The 23,212-nt window shown below is 68.0% G+C and carries 17 protein-coding genes; 7 read left to right on the top strand and 10 right to left on the bottom strand.

The window, feature by feature from the left end:
• Nucleotides 1-5 precede the first annotated feature (5 nt).
• The 4 genes from JHL17_RS35195 to JHL17_RS35180 all read left to right on the top strand — a co-directional run bounded on the left by JHL17_RS35195 (nucleotide 6) and on the right by JHL17_RS35180 (nucleotide 3,144).
• A complete protein-coding gene (locus tag JHL17_RS35195) occupies nucleotides 6-1,145 on the top strand; it encodes an FAD-dependent oxidoreductase (protein ID WP_200199306.1) in 1,140 nt (379 codons plus the stop codon).
• Between the two features lie 28 nt (nucleotides 1,146-1,173).
• Nucleotides 1,174-1,686 (top strand): hypothetical protein, encoded by a 513-nt coding sequence (locus JHL17_RS35190; RefSeq protein WP_200199305.1) that lies wholly within the window; start codon nucleotides 1,174-1,176, stop codon nucleotides 1,684-1,686.
• Between the two features lie 156 nt (nucleotides 1,687-1,842).
• Nucleotides 1,843-2,550: an OmpW/AlkL family protein gene (locus tag JHL17_RS35185; protein WP_247894042.1), complete on the top strand. Its 708-nt coding sequence runs from the start codon at nucleotides 1,843-1,845 to the stop codon at nucleotides 2,548-2,550.
• A 159-nt stretch (nucleotides 2,551-2,709) separates the two neighbouring features.
• On the top strand, nucleotides 2,710-3,144 hold the full coding sequence (locus tag JHL17_RS35180; protein WP_200199303.1) for a CBS domain-containing protein: 435 nt from the start codon (nucleotides 2,710-2,712) through the stop codon (nucleotides 3,142-3,144).
• Nucleotides 3,145-3,362: 218 nt separating this feature from the next.
• Here JHL17_RS35180 and JHL17_RS35175 read toward each other — a convergent pair whose 3' ends face one another.
• The 5 genes from JHL17_RS35175 to JHL17_RS35155 all read right to left on the bottom strand — a co-directional run bounded on the left by JHL17_RS35175 (nucleotide 3,363) and on the right by JHL17_RS35155 (nucleotide 10,193).
• Complete coding sequence (locus JHL17_RS35175; RefSeq protein ID WP_200199302.1) at nucleotides 3,363-4,019, bottom strand: response regulator; 657 nt, start codon at nucleotides 4,017-4,019, stop codon at nucleotides 3,363-3,365.
• Between the two features lie 397 nt (nucleotides 4,020-4,416).
• Nucleotides 4,417-6,207, bottom strand: a complete 1,791-nt coding sequence (locus JHL17_RS35170; RefSeq protein ID WP_200199301.1) for an acyl-CoA dehydrogenase C-terminal domain-containing protein — start codon at nucleotides 6,205-6,207, stop codon at nucleotides 4,417-4,419.
• A 16-nt stretch (nucleotides 6,208-6,223) separates the two neighbouring features.
• Nucleotides 6,224-8,578, bottom strand: a complete 2,355-nt coding sequence (locus JHL17_RS35165; protein ID WP_200199300.1) for a 3-hydroxyacyl-CoA dehydrogenase/enoyl-CoA hydratase family protein — start codon at nucleotides 8,576-8,578, stop codon at nucleotides 6,224-6,226.
• A 26-nt stretch (nucleotides 8,579-8,604) separates the two neighbouring features.
• The gene (locus JHL17_RS35160; RefSeq protein ID WP_200199299.1) at nucleotides 8,605-9,741 is read right to left on the bottom strand and encodes a thiolase family protein; all 1,137 of its coding nucleotides are present in this window, start codon (nucleotides 9,739-9,741) and stop codon (nucleotides 8,605-8,607) included.
• A complete protein-coding gene (locus JHL17_RS35155) occupies nucleotides 9,738-10,193 on the bottom strand; it encodes a MerR family transcriptional regulator (RefSeq protein WP_200199324.1) in 456 nt (151 codons plus the stop codon). The genes JHL17_RS35160 and JHL17_RS35155 overlap by 4 nt, the downstream gene beginning before the upstream one ends.
• 412 nt (nucleotides 10,194-10,605) lie before the next feature.
• Here JHL17_RS35155 and JHL17_RS35150 point away from each other — a divergent pair, with 412 nt between their 5' ends.
• Entirely contained in the window at nucleotides 10,606-10,794 is a 189-nt protein-coding gene (locus tag JHL17_RS35150; protein ID WP_200199298.1) for a hypothetical protein, read from the top strand.
• A 55-nt stretch (nucleotides 10,795-10,849) separates the two neighbouring features.
• Here the strand turns inward: JHL17_RS35150 and JHL17_RS35145 are convergent, their stop codons facing one another.
• From JHL17_RS35145 to JHL17_RS35135, 3 genes are all read right to left on the bottom strand, one after another.
• Nucleotides 10,850-15,661, bottom strand: a complete 4,812-nt coding sequence (locus JHL17_RS35145; RefSeq protein WP_200199297.1) for an alpha-2-macroglobulin family protein — start codon at nucleotides 15,659-15,661, stop codon at nucleotides 10,850-10,852.
• A gap of 164 nt (nucleotides 15,662-15,825) precedes the next feature.
• Nucleotides 15,826-17,370 carry a sensor histidine kinase gene (locus JHL17_RS35140; protein ID WP_247894041.1) on the bottom strand — a complete coding sequence of 515 codons (1,545 nt, stop codon included), beginning with the start codon at nucleotides 17,368-17,370 and terminating at the stop codon, nucleotides 15,826-15,828.
• Nucleotides 17,371-17,632: 262 nt separating this feature from the next.
• A complete protein-coding gene (locus JHL17_RS35135) occupies nucleotides 17,633-18,796 on the bottom strand; it encodes an aminotransferase (RefSeq protein ID WP_200199295.1) in 1,164 nt (387 codons plus the stop codon).
• Between the two features lie 250 nt (nucleotides 18,797-19,046).
• On the opposite strand from JHL17_RS35135, the gene JHL17_RS35130 reads away from it, so the two are divergent.
• Nucleotides 19,047-20,066, top strand: a complete 1,020-nt coding sequence (locus JHL17_RS35130; RefSeq protein WP_200199294.1) for a purine-nucleoside phosphorylase — start codon at nucleotides 19,047-19,049, stop codon at nucleotides 20,064-20,066.
• Between the two features lie 41 nt (nucleotides 20,067-20,107).
• On the opposite strand, the gene JHL17_RS35125 is transcribed toward JHL17_RS35130, so the two are convergent.
• The gene (locus JHL17_RS35125; RefSeq protein WP_200199293.1) at nucleotides 20,108-20,398 is read right to left on the bottom strand and encodes a hypothetical protein; all 291 of its coding nucleotides are present in this window, start codon (nucleotides 20,396-20,398) and stop codon (nucleotides 20,108-20,110) included.
• A gap of 100 nt (nucleotides 20,399-20,498) precedes the next feature.
• Nucleotides 20,499-20,978: a hypothetical protein gene (locus tag JHL17_RS35120; RefSeq protein ID WP_200199292.1), complete on the bottom strand. Its 480-nt coding sequence runs from the start codon at nucleotides 20,976-20,978 to the stop codon at nucleotides 20,499-20,501.
• Nucleotides 20,979-21,416: 438 nt separating this feature from the next.
• On the opposite strand from JHL17_RS35120, the gene JHL17_RS35115 reads away from it, so the two are divergent.
• Complete coding sequence (locus JHL17_RS35115; RefSeq protein WP_247894040.1) at nucleotides 21,417-23,186, top strand: methyl-accepting chemotaxis protein; 1,770 nt, start codon at nucleotides 21,417-21,419, stop codon at nucleotides 23,184-23,186.
• The last annotated feature ends 26 nt before the right edge of the window (nucleotides 23,187-23,212 follow it).

Here is a 23,212-nt window from a genome sequence, read left to right as displayed (position 1 = left end):
GAAACGTGGAGCGCGTCGATTTCCTGGTGGTCGGGGCCGGCATCGCCGGTGCGTCCGCCGCCTACGAGCTGGCCGCGGAAGGCCGGGTGCTGGTGCTGGAACGCGAATCGCAGCCCGGCTATCACTCGACCGGCCGGTCGGCGGCGCTCTACACCCAGACCTATGGACCGGCACCCATCCGCGCCCTGACGGTGGCGAGCTGGGACTTCTACACGGAGCCGCCCGCCGGATTCGCCGAGCACGCGCTGCTGACCCCGCGCGGGGTGCTGATCATCGGACGCGGCCATGAGATCGACCGGCTGGATGCGGAGTATCAGCAGGGTCGCCGCCTGACCCCGTCGGTCGAACGCCATGATCGCGCCCAGGTTCTGGCCCGCGCGCCCTTCCTCCGCCCGGACTATGTCGCCGGCGGCGTGTGGGAGCCGGACGCCCGCGACATCGACGTTCATGCCTTGCACCAGGGCTATCTGCGCGGGCTGAAGGGGCGCGGCGGCCGCGTGGTGACGGATGCCGAGGTGCGTGGTTTGGCGCGGCGGGACGGGCTGTGGGTGGTGGAGACCGGCGCCGGCACCTTCGCAGCGCCGGTGCTGGTGAACGCCGCCGGAGCCTGGGCGGACCAGCTGGCGAGGCTGGCCGGCGTCGCCACCGTCGGACTGGTCCCTAAGCGGCGGACCGCCATCACCTTCGATCCGGTGTTCGGGGATCCGGCCGACAAGGTGGGCTTGGACAGCTGGCCGATGGTGTCGGACGTGGCGGAGACCTTCTACGTCAAGCCGGATGCCGGCCGCCTGCTGGCCTCCCCCGCCGACCAGACGCCGGTCGAGCCCTGTGACGTGCAGCCGGAGGACATCGACGTCGCCGAGACGGTGGACCGGCTGGAACAAGCGTCGCGCTTCACCGTTCGGAGATTGGCCCATCGCTGGGCCGGCCTGCGCAGCTTCGTCGCCGACAAGGTTCCGGTGGTCGGCTTCGCGCCCGACGCCGAAGGGTTCTTCTGGCTGGCCGGCCAGGGCGGCTACGGCATCCAGACCGCGCCGGCGATGGGCCGGACGGCGGCGGGGCTCGCCACCGGCCGCGGCCTGCCGGAGGACGTGCGGGCGTTGGGCGTGGCGGAGTACGACCTGTCGCCGGCACGGAAACGATAACCGGGCATCAGGGTGGAGGAGGCGTGCGATGTCTGTGCGTCGGTTGATGGGGCGGTCGACGAGGAAGCCAGTGGCGAGCCGGGCGCTCTGCGTCGCGGCGCTGGCGGCGGCCGGGGCTCTGGGCGGTTGCGCCAACCCGGCGGCGGACGAGGCGCTGGTGGCGCAGACCGCCCTGATCGGCATGCCGAAGGAGACGCTGCTGTCCTGCGCCGGGGTGCCGGAACGGCAGGCGACCGTCGATAACCGGGATTTCTTCACCTACCGCAGTTCCCGCCTCGTCTCCTACCCGAGCCCGCCGCCGATCGGCTATTATGGCGGCTGGGGATGGCCTCACTATGGTTACGGCTATGGCTGGCCGTCCTATGGATATGAAGTCAGCAGCTTCGACTGCGAAGCAACCTTCAGTCTGAGAAACGGGGTGGTCGAGCGCGTCGTGTATGGTGGAGCCACCGGCGGGTCGGCACGACTTGGCCAATGCTATGCCATCGTCCAGAACTGCATGGCGCTGATTCCCCAACAAACGATCAAACCAGCTCCTTGATTTCCTTGTCCATGTGACAACTCGTCACTGTTGCAGAGCTGCTGCATCAGGAGAGGAAGGGTTGTAGCCCCCCTAGTACCCATACTCGGTGTCTGGTAATAGCTCCATTGGCTGATGCCACAGAACAGCAACAACGCATTGCCTGGAGCAGACCCCATGACCATCCTGTCGCGCGCCGCCGCCGCCTTGCTGGCGACCTCGGCCCTCGTCGCCATCGCTTCCCCGTCGCTCGCTCAGGACTTCAAGGGCAAGTCGGCCGGCGACATCGTCGTTCGTGCGCGCGGCCTGGCCGTGCTGCCGCAGGAAAAGGGCACGATCAACAACTCGGCGCTCGGTGACATCGGGTCGGCCAAGGTCGGCAACGACTATATTCCGGAAGTCGACTTCACCTACTTCTTCACCGACAACATCGCCGCCGAGCTGATCGCCGGCACCAGCCGCCACCGCGTGAAGGGCAACCTGATCGCCGGCGCCGGCGGCGTGACCGAGATCGGCAAGGTGTCGCTGCTGCCGCCGACCCTGACCGTGCAGTACCACTTCATGCCGAAGGAGCGCATCAGCCCCTATGTCGGCGCCGGCGTGAACTACACCCTGTTCTACAACGAGGATGCGGCCGACAACCCCAACGCCGCCGGCCTGCGCATCACCGACACCAACTACAAGAACCGCTTCGGCTGGGCCCTACAGGCCGGCGTCGACGTCGCCATCACCGGCAACTGGTCGCTGAACTTCGACGTCAAGAAGGTCTTCCTGAAGACCGACGTGACCGCCAACGCCCGCCTGGGCAGCGCCGTCCTGCCGGTCAGCTCGAAGGTCACGCTGGACCCGTGGCTGGTCGGCATCGGCGTCGGCTACCGCTTCTAAGAACCGGTTTCGGGGTCCCGGGGCGGACCCGGTTTTCCGGCAGGCGGCCTTCCCCATCCGGGGGAGGCCGCCTTTTTCTTTTTATCATCAGCCTTGCAGATTGTACGGTTATCCCCATGATTCCGTTATTGGGGTCGTCGGAAGGGAGGCCGTAGCACCATGCATGTTGCAGTCGTATTGAAGCGCAAGGGCAGCCGGATCGTCTCCGCCACGCCGGACGACACCGTTGCCGCCGTCACCCGCCTGCTGACCGAACACCGGATCGGCGCCGTGCTGGTGATGGATGAGGACGGGCGGCCGGTCGGCATCCTGTCGGAACGCGATGTCGTGCGTGCGATCGCCCGCGACGGTGCGGCGGCCCTGGACCGCCCGGTGGCCGACCTGATGACGCGCGAGCTGATCACCGCCTCCGCCACCGACACCGTCGCCGACATGATGGCGGTGATGACCGAACGGCGCATCCGTCATGTGCCCATCGTCGAGGATGGCCGCGTCGTCGGCGTCATCAGCATCGGCGACGTGGTGAAGGCCCGTATCGACGACGCCGAGCTGGAGGTCGAATCGCTGCGCGGCTATGTCGCCGGCATGGGCTGATACCGGATTCGGAAAGTTCTGACTTTTCGAACCCGGTATCGCCCGCGACTGCGGGCGCGCGCCGCCAGGCGCGAAGCCTGCGTGGCGTATGAACGCAGCGGTCAGAATTTTTCTGACCGCGTATGACACGGAGCCCGTCGCCTGAAAAACGCCTGAATAAGGAAACGACCCGCCGGAGCGCTCCGGCGGGTCGTTTCCTTTGATCGGGACTTGCGGCTTCAGGCCGAATGCGACTGCGGGAAGGCCATCGCCGCCTGGGTGCGGTTGCGCACGCCCAGCGATTTGAAGATCGCCGTCATATGGATCTTCACCGTACCTTCGGACAAGCCCAGCTCATGGGCGATCTGCTTGTTCGACTTGCCTTCGCGCAGGCGGTCCAGCACCTCGCGCTGACGCTGGGTCAGCAATTGCTCCAGCTGCGGATCGGTCGGCGGGATCACGCCGCCGCCGGCACTGCGCTGGTCGGACTCGCCCCCGTCGCGCAGCACCGCCGCCGGCACATAGATGCCGCCGGAGAAGATCAGGTCGAGCGCGCTCAGCATGATCTTCACGCTGGACGATTTCGGGATGTAGCCGGCAGCGCCGTTTTCCAGCGCCTCGCGCACGTCGGCCTGCGCCTCGGATGCGGAGATGACCACGACCTTGGCGTTCGGCTGCCGATCGCGCAGCATGCCGATGCCGGAGAAGCCGGGCCATCCCGGCATCCGCAGATCGGTCAGGACGAGGTCATAGGCCTGTTCCGTCGACGCCGCCATATCCAGAAGCTCGTCGAAATTGCTGGCCTCCGCGAAGGTAGCATTCTCGCGAAGCTGCTCAAGCAGACGGCGAAGACCTTCCCGGAACAAAACGTGATCATCACCGATCAGGATCTTCATCGCTCAAACTCCCGCACCATGCTCGCCCCTCCGAAAGGCCCGTCGAGGGCTTGAGAAAAGGAAGGGGCCGTCGCCACCCGCATATTCCCTAAAATCCGAAGGATATAGCAGGCACCGGCCAAACGTAATCTCTATTGAGATGTAACACGCAGGGACGAGGGCGGACAACCTGAAATTAACTTTTGTCACCGCTCCGAAGGCCTAACGGACGGAGAGAGCACTTCCCAGGAGTGATATTTCCAAAGCGGTATGATAATTTTAGGTCAATAGGCGAATGCGGTACTGGACCTTGGTAAAAAATGCGCTGCCGGGCCGAAATAAAGAAACCGGCCCGGCGCCAACCACGGCACCGGACCGGCTTTGAAGTCGAGCGCCCCTTGGGGCGCGGCAGGACGGATCAGAAGGCGGCTTCTTCAAGCTCCATCACCGGCTGGGCGCCGGCGGCGATGGTGATGAACAGGCTGTTGGTCTGCGGCAGCAGCTTGGTCATGTAGAAACGTGCGGTCTTGATCTTGGCCGCGTAGAAGGCGGCATTGCCCTCCCCGGCTTCGAGCTTGGCCTGCGCCTTCTCCACCATGGTCAGCCAGCACCAGCCCAGCGCCACCAGCCCGAACAGGCGCAGATAGTCGCTGGCGGCGGCCCCGGCCTCCTCCGGATCCTTCAGGCCCTTCTGGGCGATCAGGGCGGTGGCCTGCTGCAGCTTGGCGAAGGCCTTGGCCAGCGGCATCACGAACTCGCCCAGCTCGTCCTTCTCCATCGCAGCCTCGATGTCGCGGCCGACGGGATGGAAGAAGTGGCGGAGCAGGCGGCCGATGTCCTGCGGCAGCTTGCGGCCGACGAGGTCGAGCGCCTGGATGCCGTTGGTGCCCTCGTAGATCTGGCAGATGCGGGCGTCGCGGACATACTGCTCGACGCCGGTCTCCCAGATGAAGCCGTGGCCGCCATGGACCTGCACGGCGATGTTGGCCGACTCGAAGCCGATGTCGGTGAACAGCGCCTTGACGATCGGCGTCATCAGCTGGACGAACTCGTCGGCATCGCGGCGGGTGCGCTCGTCGGGATGCTTTTCCGCCACGTCGAGCTTGTAGGCGGTCAGCGCGCCGAGCGCACGCGCCCCCTCGGTGAAGGCACGGGCGGTCAGCAGGTTCTTGCGCACGTCGGGATGGACGATGATCGGGTCGGCCGGCTTGTCCGGTGCCTTCACCCCCGACAGCGAGCGGCCCTGGAGCCGTTCGCGGGCGTAGTTGACGGCGTTCTGGTAGGACACCTCGGCCAGCCCCAGCCCCTGGATGCCCACGGCCAGACGGGCCGCGTTCATCATCACGAACATGGCGCGCATGCCCTTGTGCGGCTCGCCGACCAGCCAGCCGGTGGCATCCTCGAAGTTCATGACGCAGGTCGACGACGCCCTGATGCCCATCTTGTGCTCGATGGAACCGCAGGCGACGCCGTTGCGCGCGCCCGGCATGCCGTCTTCGTTGGGCATGAATTTCGGCACCAGGAACAGGCTGATGCCGCGGGTCCCGGCCGGGGCGTCCGGCAGGCGGGCCAGCACCAGATGCAGGATGTTGCCGGTCAGGTCATGCTCGCCGGCCGAGATGAAGATCTTGGTGCCGGTGATCTTGAACGACCCGTCCTCCGCCGGCACCGCCCTGGTGCGGATGATGCCGAGGTCGGTGCCGCAATGCGGCTCGGTCAGGCACATGGTGCCGGACCAGGTGCCGTCGACCAGCTTGGGCAGGAAGCGCTGCTTCAGCTCCTCGGATCCATACATCGCAAGCGCGTTGTAGGCGCCGAGCGACAGGCCGGGATACATGCCGAAGCTGAGGTTGGCGGAGCAGATGAACTCCTCCAGCATGGTGTTGACCAGCTTCGGCAGCCCCTGCCCGCCATAGGCCGGGTCGCAGGCCAGACCCTGCCAGCCGGCCTCGATATAGGTGCTATAGGCCTCCTTGAAGCCCTTGGGCGTGCGGACCTCGCCATTCTCGAAATGGCAGCCCTCGCCGTCGCCGGACTGGTTCAGCGGGAACAGCACCTCCTCGCACAGCTTGGCGCCCTCCTCCAGCACCTGGCCGACGAGTTCCGGCGTGGCGTCCTCGTAGCCCGGCAGGGCCGACAGCTTGTCCAGGCCGACGATCTCGTCCAGGACGAAGCGCACATCCTCAAGCGGAGCCTTGTAGATCGGCATCTCTCGTTCCTCCCCCTCAGTTCCGCAGCGGCTTGCCGGTGAGCAGCATGTGCTCGATCCGGTCGATGGTGCCGCCGGTGCGCACCAGCCCCATGAACGCCTCGCGCTCCAGCCGCAGGACGTGATCCTCGCCGACCGGCTTGACGATGTCGGCCTCCTCGCCGCCGCTCAGCACCTCGGCCAGCGCCGCGCAGACAATCTTGTCATGCGGGGTGACCTTGCCCTGCAGGGCGAAGCCCTCCACCGCCAGTTCCATCGCCGCCTTGGCGCTGGGACCGGGCAGGACGTAGCTGGTGGTCTTCTCCGGCGGAGTGTAATCCGCCGCCAGTTCCAGCGCCTTGGCCTTGGCGTCGGCGAGCAGCCGGTCGCGGTTCATGGTGATGCCGTCGCCGGCTCGAAAATACAGCAGCTCCTTGGCCTCGGCCGCCGACTTGGCGACGGTGGCGGTGCTGATGATCTCGAAGGCCTTGCCGATGCCCGGCATCGGGCCGCGCGGCGCCTTCGGGTTGGCCTGATGGCGGGCCAGCATCTCGGTGCAGCCGCCCCAGGCCGGGATCAGGCCGACGCCGACCTCGACGAGGCCGACATAGGTCTCGGCATGGGCCTGGACATGGTCGGAATGCAGCAGGATCTCGCAGCCGCCGCCGAGCGCCATGCCGCTGGGGGCCGCCACCACCGGGAAGGGCGCGTATTTCAGCGCGCGGTAGGTGCGCTGGCCGCCCTCCACCATCTCCTCGATCTGCGGCCACAGGCCGATGTTCAGCGCGAACAGGGCGAGGCCCAGATTGGCGCCGACCGAGAAATTGTCGGCCTCGTTGTGGATGACCAGCGCCTTCCAATCACCCTTGCCATCGCCGATCAGGCGCATCGCCTTCTCGTACGCGGCCATGATGTCGGCATCGACGGCGTTCATCTTGCTGGTGAACTCGACGCACAGCACGCCATCGCCGATGTCCCACAGGCTGGCCGAGCCGTTCTTCCACACCGGCTTGCCGGCGGCGCGCTTGATGTCCGACAGCAGCAACACGCCGTCCGGACGCACCACCGTGTCATAGACGCCGGATGTCGTCAGGTGCTGGAGCCTGCCGTCCTCGACCCGGTAGAAGGGACGGCCGGCAGCGGTCTCGACCAGCGCCGGGACCGGGATGCCTTCGGAGCGGCACAGCTCAGCGAACCAGTCGGTGCCCAACCGGTCGATCAGCTCGAACGGCCCCTGCTTCCAGTTGTAGCCGAGCCGCATGCCCTCATCGACGGCGACGATGCTGTCGGCGATCTCCGGCACCAGGCTGGCGGCATAGGCCAGCGTCTGCGCCAGGACGCGGCGGGCGAAAAGGCCACCCTTGTCCGGATGCTCGCACAGCTTGCGCAGGTCGCGGCCGGCAGCGGACACGCTGTCCAGCCGGGCCTTCTCCGACGGGGCGTAGTCGCCGGTCCGGAGGTCGACCGATTCCTTCACCTTGCCGCCGCCGGCCTTGTTGATGCGGTAGAAGCCGCCCTTGCCCTTGCGGCCGGTGTAGCCCTCGGCGATCATCCGGGTGATGACCGGGTGCTCGCGCATCTGGCCGCGATAGGCGTCGTTCGCCGGCAGGGTGGCCGACATGCTCTTGGCGATGTGCGGCATCAGGTCGAGCCCGACCAGATCCATCAGGCCGAAGACACCGGTCTTGGGGATGCCCATCGGACGGCCGCCGACGGCGTCGGCCTCCTCGACCGTCAGGCCCAGATCCACCGCGGCATTCACCGCCGACTGGATCCAGAAGACGCCGATGCGGTTGGCGATGAAGCCCGGCGTGTCCTTGCAGTGGACGACGCCCTTGCCCAAACGGCGGTCGCAGACCTCGGCGATGGCGGCCATGGCATCGGGCCGGGTGTCGGCGCCGCCGACGATCTCCAGCAGCCGCATGTAGCGCGGCGGGTTGAAGAAATGGGTGATCAGGAAGTCGCGGCGGAACTGCTCGCCCTGCCCCTCCGTCAGCACCGCCAGCGGGATAGTGGAGGTGTTGGACGACACCACCGAGCCCGCCTTGCGCACCGGATCGATGCGCCTGTAGAGGTCGGCCTTGATCGCCGGGTTCTCGACGATGGCCTCGACGATCCAGTCGACGTCGGCCAGCAGATTGAGGTCATCCTCAAGATTGCCGGGCGTGATCAGCCTGGCGTTCTTCGGATGCATGAAGGGAGCCGGATCGGTCTTCAGCATCTTGGCCACCGCACCCTTGGCAATGGCGCTGCGGTCGGCACCCTCCTTGGCAGGGCCATCCTTCACAGGAATGTCGAGCAGGACGCAGGGGATGCCAGCGTTGGCGAAATGGGCGGCGATGCCGGCACCCATCACGCCCGCACCGATCACGGCGGCGCGTTCGATCTTCATGGTCGTTTCCTCCCCGATCCCGTTCGTCAGACCGCTTCCAGGATGGTGGCGATGCCCTGGCCGCCGCCGATGCACTGGGTCGCCAGCGCGAACTGCTTGCCTTCGCGCTTCAGCAGGGCCGCGGCCTTGCCGGTGATGCGGGCGCCGGTGGCTCCCAGCGGGTGGCCGAGCGCCAGCGCGCCGCCATCCGGGTTGATGCGGGACGGGTCGATGTCGAGGTCGCGCATGCAGGCGATGGCCTGGGACGAGAAGGCCTCGTTGATCTCGATGATGTCGATGTCGGCGATCGACAGGCCGGCGCGGGCCAGCGCCTTGCGGGTGGCCGGGACGGGGCCGAGGCCCATCAGCTCCGGCGCGCAGCCGGCGACGGCGACCGAGCGGATCTTCGCCAGGATCGGCAGGCCGTTGGCGCGGGCATACTCCTCCGTCGTCACCAGCACGACCGACGCGCCGTCGGTCAGCGGCGAGGAGGTGCCGGCGGTCACGGTGCCGTCGGCGGTGAAGGCCGGCTTCAGGCCCGACAGGCTTTCGGCGTTGGTGCCGGGACGGATGCAGCCGTCCTTGTCGACCAGACCGGCCGGGGTCTGGATGCCGACGATCTCATCCGACAGGCGGCCGGCCGCCTGGGCCTCTGCCGCCTTGGCATGGGAGGCGACGGCGAGCGCCTCCTGCTCGGCGCGGGAGACGGCGTATTTGCGGGCGACATTCTCCGCGGTGATGCCCATCGAGCAGTAGGCTTCGGGATAGGACTCCTTCAACGCCGGGTTCGGCAGCGGGTTGAAGCCCATGATCGGGACGCGGGTCATCGATTCGACGCCGCCGCAGACGAAGACCTCGCCGGCGCCCATCTGGATGGCTCCCGCCGCCTGGTGGATCGACTGCATCGAGGAGCCGCAATAGCGGTTCACCGTGGTGGCCGCGGCGGTCTGCGGCAGCTTGGCCAGGAAGGAGATGCTGCGGGCGACGTTCAGCCCCTGCTCGCCCTCGGGGAAGGAGCAGCCGACGATCACATCCTCGATGTCGTCGGTCTTCAGGCCGGTGCGCTCGACCAGCGCCGCGATGACGCGGGCCAGCAGATCGTCGGGGCGGACCTTGGTCAGCTCGCCCTTATGGGCGAAGGCGAAGGGCGAACGGGCATAACCGGCGATGACGACCGACTTCATGAGTGCTTCTCCTCCATGTCCTGCGTCTCCGTGATGCCGTTGCGGCGAAGATGCTCGGAGATCTGGGTGTCGATGGTGCACAGCTCCGCCAAGGTCTGCTGGACGTCGGCAAGCTGCTGTTCGAGTGCGGAAATCCGCCGGCGCGCGATGGAGCGCATGTAGCGCATCTGTTCGATCTGGGCGTCGTCGGTGTCGTAGAGGTTCAGGAAATCCTTGATTTCGGCCAGGCTGAAGCCCAGCCGCTTGCCGCGGCAGATCAGCGCCAGCCGGGCGCGGTCGCGATGGCGGTAGACACGGGCGCCTCCGGGGGTGCTGCCGACCCGTTCCGGCGCCAGCAGCCCTTCATCCTCGTAATGGCGGATGGTGCGGTGGGTCAGACCGAACTCCCCGGCCAGTTCGCCGATGGCGAGGCGCGGATCGGACATGCGGCTGATGCCGGCCCCCTCCCCCATCTCCATCGCGCCGTTGCCGATCGAATGCCGATCCACTCCGCTCGCTCCTTCCCTGACGTTTACGTAAAGGTAAGGTTGATGCCGCACGCTGTCAACAGACTTGTTGGCCTCACAAATCAGTTGGGCCAATCAGTAGGACGAACCGGCCGTCGAAACCGGCTTGCGGCAATTGTTCAGTCACTAACGGGTGCGGCGCGCCCGCGCAGTGACAGGATGCCGCGCCCCCGTGTGGTCGACAGCGTGGCAGGCTTTGCGGTGAACACAGGCTTGCCACCGGCTTCCCTCCTATCGAATGTGGGAAGCGGACGTGGCGAAAAACAGGCGGCCGAAAGCAGCCGGCCGGAAGGCCGGGAATGTTTCGGGGCGGGTCGAATTTCTCAGGCGGATCAGGACAGGGGACAGGAGACAACCCATGTCGGCGCGCGCCATCGTATCGCTGGGCGTCTGGATACTGGCCATGGTGCTGCTCGGCACCATGACGGTCGGGCTCGCACTGGCCTTTTATCTGATGCTGACCCTGTGCTTCACGGTGATCGCCGCGGGCCTCGCCCTGCTCGCCCGCCGGCGGGAGGATCACCGGCGGGAGCAGAGCTACCTTTAGGCATCACCGGCGGCCAGGGGACGCCGTTACCGGCATCCCCTGTCGCGTGCTCACGTCACTCCGGCAGCACGCGCAGCCGGGACACGGCGGTGCGGGCGGACAGATGGGGACGCTGCAGGTCCTGGACCTGGGCGCCGGGGACCGCGAAATCGCCGGGAGTGACGGCGCGGACCAGATAGACCAGGCGGAAGCGGGGAGCCGCCTTGGGCAGGTCGACGGCGGCCAGGAAGCGGTCGTCGCGGAACTCGACGTTGCGCGCGGCCGACAGCTCGCCCAGCCAGGACAGCTTGCCGAGCTGGCCGCTGTTGGCGAGGCGGACATTCTCGATCTCGAAGCCCGCCGGCAGCGGATCGCTGACCAGCACCGAATGGTCGAGCGGATCGCCGACCTCGCCCTCCAGGATCACCACCAGCAGGTCGTTGTGGCGGATGCCGGCCGGATCGACCGGCCGGCCGGCCATGTCGAACAGACGGCGGCGGATGGTCATCCCCTGCTCTTCCCCGCCGGCGGGGTCGTTGGGGACGCCGGCCACGGAGACGGTCTGCCGGACCTCGCCGCCCAGGTTGCGGATGGCCGGCGGGGTGGCCGGGTCGATGGCCAGGATCTGCGGCTTGGCGTTCTCCACCGTCTGGTCGCCGATGGCGAGCTTCATCGGCGCGGCCCGGTCGATCAGCGCCCTGGCGGCCAGCAGCAGCCAGGCCTGTTCCTGCGGGTTGGTGGTGCGCACGGCGGCGAAGGTCTTCGCCACCCGGTCGGCCGCCTGGAAGATGCGGTCGCGGTCCACCGCCCCGCTCTCCGCCATCAGCACCATCACGCCGGCCTCGTCCCTGAGCGAGGAGCCCTGGTCGCGCAGGCTGGCCGTCACCATGCGGGCGCCGGTCAGCTTGGAGAAGGCCTCCGTCGCCCCCGGCTGGTCGCCCAGCACGGCGGTCGCCGCGGCGATCTGCGCCCGGCCGAAATCGGTCTGCAGCCGGTCCCAGTAATTCTCGCGGAAATAGCGCACGGCACCGGCGTCGATCATCTTGGCCCGTGCCAGGACGTAGAGCGCATAGGCGCGCCCCGGCAGGTCGGCGGTCTCGACCCAGGCGTTGTCGATCGCCTGCTTCAGCCAGTCCAGGCCCTTGCGATAGGGCTGGTCGGGAATGCGGTAGCCCGCCGCCTTGGCCCGCCCCAGCACATCGACCGCATAGGCGGTCAGCCAGGGATCGAGATCACCCTTCGGCGACCAGGCGGCGAAGGCGCCGTCGATGCGCTGGAAGGTCAGCAGCCGGTCGACGCTGCGCTGGACGCGGGCCTTGATCCGGTCTTCCGGCGCGATGCCGAGGCCGGCGGCCACGTCGCTCATCGACAGCAGCGGCAGGATGCGGCTGGCGGTCTGCTCCGCCCCGCCCGCCGACGCACGGTCGAGCGCGAAGAGCTGACCCGCCACGTCCAGGTCCGGCAAGGGTGCCACCACCGCGCCGATCGACAGGCTCTCCGGCCGCAGGCCGGCGGTGATGTCGGCGGGAACCGCCAGGCTCTTGTCGGTCGGCAGGGCGGCGGCGTTGCGGCGGGACACCGGCGGCGAGGCCGGGCGCACGGTGATGTCCCAGCGCCGGGTGACGCGGATGCCCTCGGGGCCGCTGACGTCCAGCGTGACATGGCCGGCTCCGACCTTGGTGGCGGTCAGCACCCGGCCGGCGGCCGCCCGCTTGCCGCGCGCCAGCTTCGGCACGGCCAGATCCGGTGGGGCCAGATCCGGCGGGGCCGCTTCGCCACCCGATCCGGGCTGGACGATGGAAACGGCACCTTCGGCGGTCAGGGTCATGGTGTAATCGCCGGACGGGCCGTTCAGGTTGTCGAGCGACAGCAGGACCTGCGCCGAATCGCCGGGAGCGAGGAAGCGCGGCAGCACGGCGTCGGCGACGACCGGATCGCGGACCAGCAGCTGGGTCTCGGCATGGCCGATCCGCCCCTCGCTCCAGGCGACGGCCATCAGGCGCAGGCGTCCCTGGAAGTCGGGAAGATCGAAGGGAACGGAGACCTTGCCGTCGGCACCGACGGTCAGAATGCCGGAATAGAGCGAGACCACCCGTTCGGACTTGGGTGGAACCGGACCGGAGATCTGGCGCAGGCGCGGCGTCGGCTGGGCCGCCGGACGGGCGGCGTCCAGGCTGGCCGGGTCGATCAGGCGGCCATAGGAATCGCGCAGCTCGACGCTGAGCGGCTGCTTGCGCAGATAATGGCGGGCCGGGTCCGGCGAGGGCTGGTCGGTCAGCTGCATCACCGCTTCGTCGACGGCGGCCAGGGTGACGAAGGCCTGCTTGCCTTCAGGCACACCCTCCACCGTGATGTCGGCGGTCATGGCACGGCGCGGCTCGGTCTCCGCCGGGGCGGAGAGCCGGATATCGAGGGTGCGCGGGGCCTTGTCCTTCGCCAGCCAGGCGAGGCCGACGGCGCGGCGCGGCGGCTTCTTCGACTGCGGGTCGGAGGTGGCGAAGGCGGTCGCCAGCACATGGGCGCCGCTGGTCCAGCCCTGCCCGACCGGGATTTCCAGGAAGGCGCCCTGCGGACCGATGGCGCGGGTGACGGCATAGGTGACGCCGCGGTCGGCCACCGCCACCAGGACCTGGCTGTCATAGGGCGGCCTGACGAAGACCCAGGCGCTCTCCCCGGCGCGGTAGGCCGGCATCATCACCGAGACGTCGACCGCGTCCGGCCGCTCGCCGGCGGTCGGGGTCATCCACCAGCCGGCGGCGAAGCGGAAGCTGCTGGCGACACCGGTCTTGGGATCGAACACCTCCAGCCGGTAGCGGCCGGCGGCGACCGGGGTCTCCACCGACGCCGGGGCGGCGGCCTGGGCCGACAGCGAGCCGCCGGTCACCCGCTGGTCCTTCACCGTGACCTTGTAGTCCCAGCGCCCGTTTGCCTCGTACCAGGCATAATCATACTCCTCCTCGAACAGCTCGTAGGAGAGGTCGGCGCGGTCGGCCGGCTTGCCGTCGGGGCCGACGGCGATCACGTCGAAGCCGGCGGTGGCGCCTTCCGGCACGCCGTCGCCTTCGAAGCGCGGCTTGATGCCGATGGCGAAGGGCTGGTGGCGTACCGGCAGCACGAAGTCGCGGCCGACCGGCCGGCCGCCGATGTCGAACAGGGTGGCGCGCACCACCGCTTCCAGCGGACGGGTGCTGTCGGGCGGCCGCGGCAGCTTGACCTTCAGCCGGGCCGAGCCGTTGGAATCGGTGATGAAGCCCGGCAGGTCGGCGCGGGCCGGCTTCACGTCCTCCTGAACCAGACCGAAATGATAGCCCGGCAGGTTGGAATAGGGGTTGGCGGCGGCACGCAGCGTCACCGTCAGCTCGCCCGGCAGGCCGGAGGCCGGCGCGCCGTAGAGGTAATGGCTGTCGAGCGCGATCTCGGCCTCGCCGTCGGACGCCAGTTCCGTCGTCGGCGAGGCGAGCGCCACGTCGAGCCGCGGCGGCACGAAATCCTCCAGCAGGAACTCCACCTTGCCGATGGCCGGGCCGTCCGGCTCGGCATGGGCGGTGACGATCCAGTTGCCGGGATAGGCGTTCATCGGCAGATCGATGCGGGTGGCATAGCCGCCGGCCCCGCTGTCGGTCAGGCTGCGCCGTTCCACCTCGAAGCCGTCGGGGCGCAGGACGCGGATGGTCAGCTGCTTGCCGGCCGGCGGCGGGTTGAGGTCGGCGTCGCGCAGCAGGGCGGTCAACTGAACCGTCTCGCCCGGCCGGTAGATGCCGCGTTCGGTGTAGAGATAGGTGTCGAGTCCGCCGGCGGCCGGACGGACGACGCCGACCGGCTTGTCCTGGGCCTCGGCCGGCGGGGCGCCGCCGGCGGTCAGGTCGAGAACGGCGAAGTCGCCGTCGCCGCGCGCAGCGAACAGCGCCTGCACCGGCTCCGTCCCGGCGGCGCGCAGGGCCGCGAGGTCGAAGCGGCCGAGCCCGTCCTCCCCGGTCTGGAGGCGTCCAAGCTCGGTGCCGTTGCGGGCGACCAGACGCAGCTCCACCCCCGCGGCCGCCGCCGCGGTCTGGACCGAACGGGCGAAGACCACCAGCGAATCCTGGCCGAGAATGGTGTTGAGGCCGAGGTCCGACACGACGAACCATTGGGTCGCCTTGCGGTCCCAGCCTCCCGGCTTGATCTCGTCCGCGCCGGCGACCGCGACGTAGACGCCGGGCTCCAGCTTGCCCAGCACGGCGTCGATGGGGAAGGCGGTGGTGACGGTGCGGTTCGGCTGGTTGCCGATGCCCATCTCACCACGCCAGACCTCCTGGCCCGACTTGTCCAGGATCTCGCCGATGTCGTAATCGCTCATCTGCTGGGTGATGCGGCCGAAATAGATCTTCTCGACCAGCGCCCGGTCGGCGATGCGCAGAACCTGCAGCTTCGCCCGGTCCAGGTTGATGGACCGCAGCGGCAGCCCGTCCGCGCCGACGCGCGGCAGGATGTAGCCGGCGCCGCGGAAGGCCAGCGAGGACTTGCGGTTGGGGACCTGCACCTCGCGGGTGTCGGCGGCCGGCAGCCGCTTGCCGTCGGCGCCGGGAAGGCCGTCCTTCAGCGTGACGCGATAGGTCTCGCCATGCTGGAGCCCCTCGACGCAGAGGGTGCGGTCGCGGGCGATCGCGGCGCCGTCCACCGCCGGCTCCACCGCGACATAGTCGCGGTAGTTGACGGCGCGGGACCGCTCCAGCCGGTCGGTGAAGGTGAAGCAGGCCTGCGGCGTATCGCGCTCCGCCACCACCTCGACGCTGGCGACGCCGAAAGGCACCGGCTCGGCCGGCGGGTCGGCGGCGAAGGTCTGGGTTACGGTGAGCGTGCCGGAGCACGCGGCAAGAACGGCACAGACACGCGCCAGCGCACGCAACATTCTAGACAGGCCCCAATTCCGCGGGTGGGTCCGAAAGCGCGCGGCCGGGGACAGCCCTGGCGTCGGCTCGGACCTGGAGAAAACCGGCGCGGAGTATGCCCAAGCGGCGGGGGTTACGCCATGGCTTTGCGGCGTCGCCATGAAGTTCGCCCTGGGCCGGCCGATCAGGCGGCGAATTCCAGCGTGATCCGGCTGCCCTGGCCGGGGCGGCTGTCGATGCGCAGAGTGCCGCCATGCGCCTCGATCAGCGACTTGACGATCGGTAAGCCCAGGCCGGTGCCGCGGCCCGGATGGGTGGCGTGGGCCGAGGTCTGGCCGAAGGGGACGGAGGCCTGGCGCAACTCCTCCGCCGTCATGCCGATGCCGGTGTCGGTGACGCGGACGATGCAGCGGCCATGGCCGCCGCGCCAGACGGTGACCAGCACCCGCCCGTTCTCAGGCGTGAATTTCAGGGCGTTGCCCAGCAGGTTCAGCAGCATCTGCTTCAGCGCGCGTTCGTCCGCCCGCACCAGGATCGGGGCCGGCGGACGGTCGATCTCCAGCCGGATCGACTTCTGCACCGCCTGTGGGGTGACGATGCGGATCGCCCATTCGGCGGCGGCGACCGGATCGACATCCTCCATCAGCAGCGCGAACTTGCCGGCCTGCAGGCGGGACAGATCGAGGATGTCGTCGATCAGGGTCAACAGGTGCCGGCCCGACGCATGGATGTCGCGGGCATAATCGGTATAGCGCGGCCCGGCGTCCGGACCGAACATCTGGTCCTTGATGATTTCGGAAAATCCCAGGATGGCGTTCAGCGGCGTGCGCAGCTCGTGGCTGACGCGGGCCAGGAAATCGCGGTTGACCGCCAGCGCCGCCGCCAGCCTCTCGGCATTGCGGTGCTGGACCAGCAGGAAGGCGGCGACCAGCAGGACCGAGACGCTGAGCAGGGCGGCGATGATCCGCATCTGCCCGCGGAAACCGGCGACCGCGGCGTCGATGTCCTTCATCGCGATGCCGACGACGAGAATCAGCGGGAAGCCCTGGACCGGCCGGTAGGCGTAGGCGCGACGGATGCCGTCGGCCAGGCTGTCCTGCCAGAAGACCCCGCTCGGCGACTGCTGGACCGCCACCCACAGGTTCGAGCCGGAGCCGTCGAGCCCGACGGCGTCCTTCCCGTCCTTGGAGCCGCGGGCGCGGATGATCCGGTCCAGCCCGACCAGCGTGACCACCCCGTTGCGGCCGACATCCGCCTGCCGGTAGAAGCCGGACAGGGAATCGGGATCGACATTGGCGACCGCCACCCCGGCAAAGTCGCCCGCGGCATCCTCCAGCCGGCGGGAGAAGCGCAGCAGCGGCCGGCCGGTCGCCGAACCGATGAAGGGCAAGCCGACCTTCATCAGCGACCGTCCCTCCCCCTGGTGGTAATCGAGCAGGCCACGACCATCCAGCCCTTCCGGCGGACCGCTCCCCTCGCTGCGGAAGAGCTGGCGGCCCTCGGGATCGAAGACGCTGAAGTGATGGATCAGGGCGACATCATAAAGCCCGTCGTCGATGATGCGCCGGGCACGGGGCAACCCGCCTTCGGCATAGCGCTCGGCAAAGGAGCGCAGCGTGGTGTCGACATCGTGCAGGGTGCGGCTGGTGCTGCTTTCATAGGCGCGGGCCGTCGTCTGGGCGCTGGCGATCGCCTCCCGCGTCTGGACCGCCAGCATGGAGGAGGCCATCAGGGCGTAGCCTCCCCACACGCCGCCCAGTGCCAGGGCGGCGACCGTCAGGACACAGGTCCGGAAAGACGGCGTCCGAAGTAAGGGAAACCGAAAGATCGGGAGACGTGGCATGCCTGCGCTCCGCCATTCCACCGCCCAACACCGGTCCGCCGCATTCGGGGCGGATCGGTATTGGGTAGAGCCGATCATTGCGTCAATCGGTTAAGACTTGTCAAATATCCAAACAGTTCGCTTATGCAGCATTCATGGGTACACAGGTCTATCGGGACACGAAACGGTTCCGCAGCCGCTCGATGGCGGTGTCGAGCACTTCGTCTTTCTTGGAGAAGCAGAAACGCACCACGCTGGTCGGCGCATTCTCCACGAAGAAGGCGCTGACGGGAATGGCCGCGACCTTCGCTTCCGCCACCAGCCAGCGGCAGAAGGCCTGATCGTCGCCGTCGAAGCCGAAGCGGGAGATGTCGGCGGCGACGAAATAGGTGCCGGCGCTGGGCAGCACGTCGAACCCGACCGAAGCCAAGCCGGCCGACAGCCGGTCGCGCTTGGCCTGGAGCCCGGCGGCGAGGCCGGTGAAATAGCCCTCCTCCTTGCCCAGGCCGTAGGCGACGGCGGCCTGGAGGTTCGGCGGCGTGGTGAAGGTCAGGAACTGGTGCGCCTTCGCCACCGGCTGCAACAGATGCGGGGCGGCGGTGACATAGCCGACCTTCCAGCCGGTCAGGGAGAAGGTCTTGCCGGCGGAGCCGATCTTCAGGCAGCGGTCGCGCATCCCCGGCAGGGCCATCAGCGGGATGTGGCGTCGGCCGTCGAAGACGAGGTGCTCGTACACCTCGTCGCAAACTGCCAGCGCGTCGTGACGCTGGACGAACTCGGCGATCAGGTCCAGCTCCGCCCGGTCGAAGACCTTGGCCGCCGGGTTCAGCGGATCGTTGATCAGCACCAGCTTGGTGCGCGGGGAGAAGGCGGCCTCCAGGTCGGCGCGGCCGAAGCTCCAGTCCGGCGCCTTCAGCGAGACGAAGCGCGGAACGCCGCCGGCCAGCCGGATGATCGGCAGGTAGCTGTCATACATGGGCTGGAACAGCACCACCTCGTCGCCCGGGTTGATGAGGCCGAGCAGGCAGGCGGTCAGCGCCTCGGTGGCGCCGGAGGTGACCATCGTCTCGGTCTTCCAGTCGACGTCGAGCCCGTAGAAACGGGCGGCATGGGCGGCCAGCGCCTGCCGCAGGCCGGGCGTGCCCATCATCGGCGGATACTGGTTCCACCCGGTCAGGAGAGCGTCGGCCGCGGTCTGCAGCACGTCGGCCGGCCCGCGGTCGTCGGGGAACCCCTGACCCAGATTGATCGCGCCATGCTCATCCGACAGGCGGGACATGACTTCGAAAATCGTGGTGCCGTAGCTGGACAGCAGCGCATTGCCCGACTTCACCGGAAAACCTCCTCATGCAAACGGACGCACAAGATGGATGCTGGGGAACGACGCTGTCCAGTACCGGGTTCCGCAGGGCAGACCGTGACCGGCCGATGGGTCGCCCGCTGGGGCGGACGGCCCCCCGGACAGGGGACGGCCGGCAAAATAGTCCGGCATTCCGTGCTCCCGGCACCGAGCGATGGAGACGGGGATGGTATGGCCGTTGCATACTCCGGCGCGTCTTTTCGTTCCACGGAGTAAAGTTCCGATGTCATTGTCCTCCCGCTGCCGCGGCGCCGCCCTGTCGGCTCTGCTCCTGTTCGGGCTGACCGGCCCCCTTCAGGCCGCGGATCCGATCAAGGTCAAGGTGTTCGTCGGCTCGATGTTCGAGATCGGCAAGAACACCGGCGACCGCGCGGGCGAGTTCCAGCACTGGTACGAACGCTACTGGCAGACGGCCGAGCCGATCACGGTGAAGGGTGCGCTGAACCCGGTCTACTGCAACGCCGACGGCGTCTGCGGCTCGGTGCTGGGCATGGGCAAGGTCAGCTCCTCGGCCTCGATGCAGGCGATCCTGCTGAACCCGCAGCTTGACCTGGCGCAAGCCTATTTCCTGGTCACCGGCGTGGCCGGCACCCCGCCGTCGCGCGGCACCATTGGCGAGGTGAGCTGGGCGACCTGGGTGGTCGACTACGATCTGGGCCACCGCTGGGCGCCGGAGGAGAACAAGCCGGGCGAGCCGACCTTCATGCCGCGCAAGGGTTATGAAGCGGTGCGGCTGTTCCCGATGAACCAGGCTCTGGTCTCCTGGGCGATGCGGCTGACCGCCGACACGCCGCTGAAGGACAGCGACTCCGCCCGCGCCTATCGCAAGCGCTATCCGCAGGAAACCGCGCAGCGTGCTCCTTTCGTGGGCACCGGCACGCACATGACCGGCGACACCTTCTTCCACGGCCCCGGCATGTCGGCCCAGGCGCAGTACATCGCCAAGCTCTATGGCGCGGACGACTACGTCATCACCGAGATGGAGGCGGCGGCGATCACGCTGGTCATCAAGCGGCTGCAAGGCTCCGACCGGGTGATGAGCCTGCGCGGCGCCGTCAATTTCGACCAGGGCAACCCGAACGAAACCACCCTCCAGCACCTCGACCCGAAGCCCGGCGAGACCGCCGGCGGGTTCGCCGAGACGGTGGAGAATGTCGAACTCGTCGGTTCCCGGATGGTCGACCACATCGTCGGCCACTGGGACCAGTGGAAGGACGGCGTTCCGGCCCTGCCGGCGCCCTGACCGCCATGCGGGAAGCCGCCCGCCCGACAGGCGCGGGCGGCTCAGCCGCCGTGCATCTTGCGCAGGCGGCGGGCGCGCAGCTTCTGGCGGATGCGCTCGACCGGGCTGAACATGCGGGGATATCGGCGCTTGCCCCGCACGAACAGACGGCGGGCATCGGCGGAGTTGCGCAGCACCAGCACGCCGCCGAGCAGCATCACCGGCAGGCCGCCGGGACCGGGCAAGGGCGCGATCAGCAGGCCGAGCAGGATGATCGTGCATCCGGCGCCGATCAGGGCCAGCTGTCGCACGCGCGCGAAAGACAGCGTCTGGGCGGTATCGGGAGGACTCATCTGCGGTTCGCCAAGCTCCATGCTTTCCGTTGGTCTGCATATGGGCCGGGGAGCGCGGGTCGAAAAGGGGGGCCACTCCATTGCAGGGGAGAGAGGGGCGTCAATGCAGCGTCGGCACCGGTTCCGGCGGGGCGGCGCGCAGGCGGGAGGGGTCGAGGCGGCTGAGGGCGGCGTCGCGCTCGGCGGGCTTGGGTTCCCAGCCGAATTCGCGGATCAACTGGTCGCGGGCGGCGACGGCGCGGCGGGACAGGTGGACGCAGTTGCCCTGGGCACTCCCCTGGCGCGGCGGGGGGCAACGGCGGTCGGCGCAACTTTCCAGCATCAGGCGGATCATCCGCTCGCGCTTGGCGGCGTCGACATAGCCCATCTGGTCGAAATAGAGCTTGGTGAAGGCCAGTTCGGTGACGCGGGCGTGGGCCTTGCGGTCGCCGACGATCACCGCCGCCACCACCTCCACGCAGCGGCCGGCGAAATGCGGCAGCGGCGCCGTGCCGTCGTCGGCACAGTCGAACAGGCTGCTCGGCAGATCGACCAGCCGGCCGGTCACGTCCTTCACCAGATACCGGCGCCACACCGACATGTCAGCCTCCTGTCCGGCCAAGCCGGTTCGTGGGCCTTGCGATGGCAGAAGCCTACATCAGACTGGAACGTGACGGAATATCGCAAAGCGATGGGGCGAAACTGTGGCGCAAGGCAGGTGCCGGCAACGGGGTCCGGCTCCTTTCGATCCGATGGCCCGGAAGACCACTTCCACTTGCCCTGCCCCCCTTGTGCTTTATAGGGCAAGCCGGTATCCGGCGCATGCCCACTGATCGCCGCAACGTACGGAGGTTGCTGTTCTCGACAATTTTAACTCTTTCATTACCGTATCCACAGCATGCTTCAGCGTTCAAAATAGAAACTTGATGACACACAATGATTTCAACATTACCGTAATGCTCGTTCAAATGCTCAAACACTGATATTTCAGAGGGGAGCCGCGCGAATGAAGCTGTCTGTCAGGAAAACAATATTTTTCATGGCGCCACTCCTGATTGCCGCTTTTTTCGCCAACATTCTGTCTTTCTTTCTTTTAAGCAAAGCTAACGAATCCCTGACGGCCGCACAGGCGACAAGATACAATTCATATCTGCTGGCCGATGAGCTGCGGCAAAGCTCCGATGATCTGACACGTCTTGCCCGCACCTATGTCATCACCGGCGATGCCAAATACGAAGCCCAGTATTGGGATGTGCTCGCCATCCGCAACGGACAGAAGCCGCGCCCCCTGGCGTACCACCGCATCTATTGGGATTTCGTCGCCGCGTCCGGCACCAAGCCGCGCGCCGACGGTCCGGCGGTTCCGCTCCAGATCCTGATGGAGCAGGCCGGCTTCACCGCGGCGGAGTTTGGAAAACTCAAGCAGGCCCAGGCCAATTCCGACGGGCTGGTTCAACTCGAAACCAAGGCAATGAACGCGGTCAAGGGGCTGTTCGACGATGGGCGCGGCAACTACACCGTCAAGAAGGACCCAGATTTCGAACTCGCCCGCAACCTGATGCATTCGAAGGAATACCACGCCTTCAAATCGCAGATCATGGCCCCGGTCGACGAATTCTACGTCCTGCTGGAACAGCGCACGCAGGGAGCGATCGACGCCGCGGATCGGGACGTGGCCTTCTACCACACGGTCAATATGGCGACGCTGGCCTTGCTGGGCATCGTCCTGGCGCTGGCCGGCTGGATCCTGATGGCGAGGGTGTCCTCCCCGCTCGACGCCCTGAAGGGCGCCATGAACCGCTTGTCCCGCAACGAGCAGGGCGTGCCGATTCCCTTCCTTGAAAGGGGCGACGAGATCGGCGAGATGGCGCGGGCCACCGACATCTTCAAACGCGGCCTGACGGAGGCCGAGACGGCCCGTTCCACCCAGCAGGAGCGGGAACGGCTCCAGGAGGAGGAAAAGCGGCGGACGATGGCCAGGCTGGCCGACGAATTCGAGGCGTCGGTGTCGCGCATGGTGGCCGAGGTGCGTACCGCCACCGGCAGCGTCCAGGAGAATGCGCGCACCCTGTCCACCACCGCCCAGGACGCATCCCGCCAGTCGGACTCGATGTCGGCAGCAGCCCTCCACACCACGACCAATGTCGAGGGCGTGGCGGCGGCGGCGGAGCAGCTGGCCGCTTCGGTCGCCGAAATCGCCCGTCAGGTGTCCAGCGCCTCCTCGGTCGCCCGGGATGCGGTGAGCGAGGCCAACACCACCAACGAAAGCGTGAAGGGACTTGCCGCCACGGCGCAGCGCATCGGCGACGTCGTCAACCTGATCCAGGTGATCGCCAGCCAGACCAATCTTCTGGCCCTCAACGCCACGATCGAGGCGGCCCGCGCGGGGGAAGCGGGGAAAGGCTTCGCCGTCGTGGCGAGCGAGGTGAAGAATCTCGCCAACCAGACCGCCAAGGCGACAGAGGACATCCAGGCCCAGGTCAGCGCCATCCAGGAGGAGACCGCCCAGGCCGTTCAGGCCATCGACGGGATCACCCGGACCATCGGCAACATCTCGAACATCACCGTGGCCGTCGCCTCGGCGGTGGAGGAGCAGGGCGCAGCGACCCAGGAGATCACCAGGAACGCGCAGGAGGCCGCACGCGGCACGCGGGGCGTGTCCGACACTGTCGACGGCGTCACCGACGCGGCCAACCGCACGCGGCGCTCCGCCGACACGTTGCTGGCGGCCGCCGACACCCTGTCGAGCCAGAGCGCCGCGCTGAGCCGGGAAGTCGACGGCTTCGTCCGCAAGGTTCGGCAACCCTGAGCGGCGGTGAGGCCGGCTCCTCCGCG

It is taken from the genome of Azospirillum endophyticum (genome assembly GCF_016595245.1).
GTDB classification, from domain to species: domain Bacteria; phylum Pseudomonadota; class Alphaproteobacteria; order Azospirillales; family Azospirillaceae; genus Azospirillum; species Azospirillum endophyticum.
Note: the sequence above shows the minus strand (reverse complement) of the source record. Positions and strands in the feature narration are given on the sequence as shown.